Genomic DNA, 2621 nt, shown 5'->3' on the forward strand with positions numbered 1-2621 from the left:
CGCCGACAGGCCGAGCGACTTCAGATGGGCGGCGACGGCGGCGAAGGCCTCGATGCGCCCGGCGGACAGGCGGGCGACGGCGTTCCAGCCGTGGGCCTGGCGCTGGTCCGGCGTCCACGACGGATCGCAGGGGCGGCTCTCGGCGGCGGGGGCTTGATCCATCAGCATCAGGGAGGCGCCCGATGGCGTCGTCAGCCGCTCGTATCGGCGTGTCGAGGCGTCCCCGGGCAGGGGCGCGCGCACGGCCTCGGCCAGACCGGCCGAGCGCAGGAAGTCGAGACGGAGGGCTTCGCGGTCAGACATGGAGTTCCTTCAGTTTGGCTTCCCACGACCCTGCGCCAGTTGCGGTCGCAACTCTTCCAGAGAGGCCCCTATCGCCGCCCTCGCGGAGGGCGGCTGCTTGAGGGGCGGGTTCCGAGATTTCGATCGTCAGCCGGTCGGGGCCGAGCATCTGGCCGGGGTTGTCGCCTAGCCGTTCGGGCCATTCGATCAGGGCGCAGCCCTCGTCCAGCGCCTCGTCCAGACCAATCTCGAAGGCTTCTTCGGGACGGCTCAGGCGATAGAGGTCGAAGTGGGCGACGGGCGGGTCGCTTTCATAGAACTGGACCAGGGTGAAGGTCGGCGACGGCACGTCCTCGTCGGGGCGCGTCAGGGCGCGGATCAGGCCGCGCGCCAGCGTCGACTTGCCCATGCCCAGCGGACCGTAGAGCAGGACGGCCTCGCCCGGCGCCAGCAGGGGGGCGATGGCTTCACCGAGGCGGGTGGTGGCGTCGGCGTCGGGAAGGTCGAAAATCATCATGCTGAGGTCATCAGGCGAAGGTCGCGTCAGGATCGGCGGCCAGGGTCCGCTCGACGAAGGTTTTCAGTTTCAGGGTGGCGGCCTGTGCGTCGACATCCAGCGCAAGAGGCGGGATGGGGCGGCCGACGATCAGGTCGAAGGCGCGGCCCTTCTTGTTCAGCAGTTCGTGGAAGAGGGTGATGTCGCGCAGTTCCTGCGACACCTTGTCGAACAGGTGGAACAGGCGGCTGGTCGGACCGGCGACGTGGATCGGGATCACCGGCGCCTCGTATTTTCGCGCGAGAGAGGCGGCTGTGGCGGCCCAGCCGGGATCGGTCAGCAAACCGCCCGCGCCGACGCGGGCCAGACGTCCGGCCGGGAACATGACGACGCAACGTTCGGCCTCGAACGCCTCCTTGGCGGCTTGAAGCGTGGCGCGGGTCTTCTCGCGCGTGCGCTTGGCCGTGACCCATTCGACGGGGACGACGGTTTCCGACAGACGCGGCGAGACGCGCAGCGCATCGGCGTTGGCGAAGTAGATCAGGTCGTTCCGCACCGTCCGCAGGGCGTCATGCACGGCCAGGCCGTCGGCGATGCCGGTCGGGTGGTTGCAGACGACCAGACAGCGGCCCGAGACGGGCAGGCGGTCCAGATGCGCCGTCCGCACCGTCAGCTCCAGCAGGTCGGAGACGTAGTCCAGCGCCTGGCGCCCGGCCATGGGGCCGATGGCGTCGGCCATGCGCCGCGCCTTGGCGTAGTCGAGCAGGCCATAGAGGGCGGGGCGGACCAGCGGCCAGGCGCTTAACCCCGTCAGGCGGGGCGCGCGCTCGGCGATCAGCACGTCGACGATGTGGGGAGCCGGACTCATCGTCTGCTTGTCGCCGAGGCGGCGGCGTCGGGCAAGCGCCATCCAGCTTGGCTAGGACCGGATCGCCGCCTATGCAGGAAGCCTGACCATTCATTGGGGGAGTGTAGCGTAATGACCCGATCACATTGGATGACGGCTGCGGCCGTCCAGATGTTGTTGCTGGCGGGCGGCCTGGCCGCGACGCCGGTTTTGGCCCAGGACGCGCCGGCTGCGGTTGTTGCACCGGCTCAGGCCGAGGCGTCTGACCGTCTCGGCCTGAAGGATCTGGCGATGATGGAGCGGGTCAGCGATCCGCGCGTCTCGCCCGATGGGCGCCGCATCATCTACGCCGTCACGCGCACCGACTGGGACGGCAACCGCAACCTGACGGGCCTGTGGATGGCCGATGTCGACGGCGCGACGGCGCCGCGTCGCTTGCCGGTTTCCGAGGGCGGCGTCTCGGGCGCGCGCTGGGCGCCGGACGGGCAGTCGATCTACTTCCTGTCGCCGCGCGGCGGGTCGAACCAGGTCTGGCGCGCGGACCGCGACGGCATGGCGGCGGCCCAGGTGACGACCTTGCCCGTGTCCCTGTCGGGCTTCCGCTTCACGCCGGACGGCAAGGCCCTGGTGCTGGGCGTGTCGGTCTATACGGACTGCGAGACCCTGGACTGCACCAAGGACCGTCTGGCCGAGCGCGCCAAGTCGACCCAGCAGGTCTATGACCGGATGCCGCTGCGGGTGTTCGACCGCTGGGCCGACGGACGCCAGAGCCACATCTTCCTGCAGCCGCTGAACGGTTCGGGCTTCGCCGAGGGCCAGCCGCGCGACCTGACCGCCGGGCTGGACGCTGACGTCAGCGTCGGCGAGGGCGGGCTGACCATCGCGCGCGACGGGCAAGCCTTCATCTATGCGGCGCGCAAACAGGCGGACCGCGCCGCCTTCACCAACGACAGCGACCTGTATCGCCTGAGCCTGGATGGCGGCGCGCCGGTCAAT

3 protein-coding genes and 1 pseudogene are annotated in these 2621 nt (G+C 69.9%); 1 reads left to right on the forward strand and 3 read right to left on the reverse strand.

From position 1 onward, the window contains the following. From RT567_RS15930 to RT567_RS15940, 3 genes and pseudogenes are all read right to left on the reverse strand, one after another. A pseudogene (locus RT567_RS15930) lies at window positions 1-303 on the reverse strand (aminoglycoside phosphotransferase); the annotation flags it as partial. Then, complete coding sequence (gene tsaE, locus RT567_RS15935) at window positions 296-799, reverse strand: tRNA (adenosine(37)-N6)-threonylcarbamoyltransferase complex ATPase subunit type 1 TsaE (protein ID WP_313577193.1); 504 nt, start codon at window positions 797-799, stop codon at window positions 296-298. The gene tsaE and the pseudogene RT567_RS15930, both read right to left, overlap by 8 nt. Window positions 800-809: 10 nt before the next feature. Next, window positions 810-1688 (reverse strand): GNAT family N-acetyltransferase, encoded by an 879-nt coding sequence (locus RT567_RS15940; protein ID WP_313577194.1) that lies wholly within the window; start codon window positions 1686-1688, stop codon window positions 810-812. A 69-nt stretch (window positions 1689-1757) separates the two neighbouring features. Between RT567_RS15940 and RT567_RS15945 the strand changes: the two genes are divergently transcribed. Further along, window positions 1758-2621, forward strand: an 864-nt coding sequence (locus tag RT567_RS15945; protein ID WP_409516186.1) for a TolB family protein, incomplete at its 3' end; no start/stop codon positions are given.

It is taken from the genome of Brevundimonas sp. (genome assembly GCF_032107865.1).
Classification (GTDB): Bacteria; Pseudomonadota; Alphaproteobacteria; order Caulobacterales; family Caulobacteraceae; genus Brevundimonas.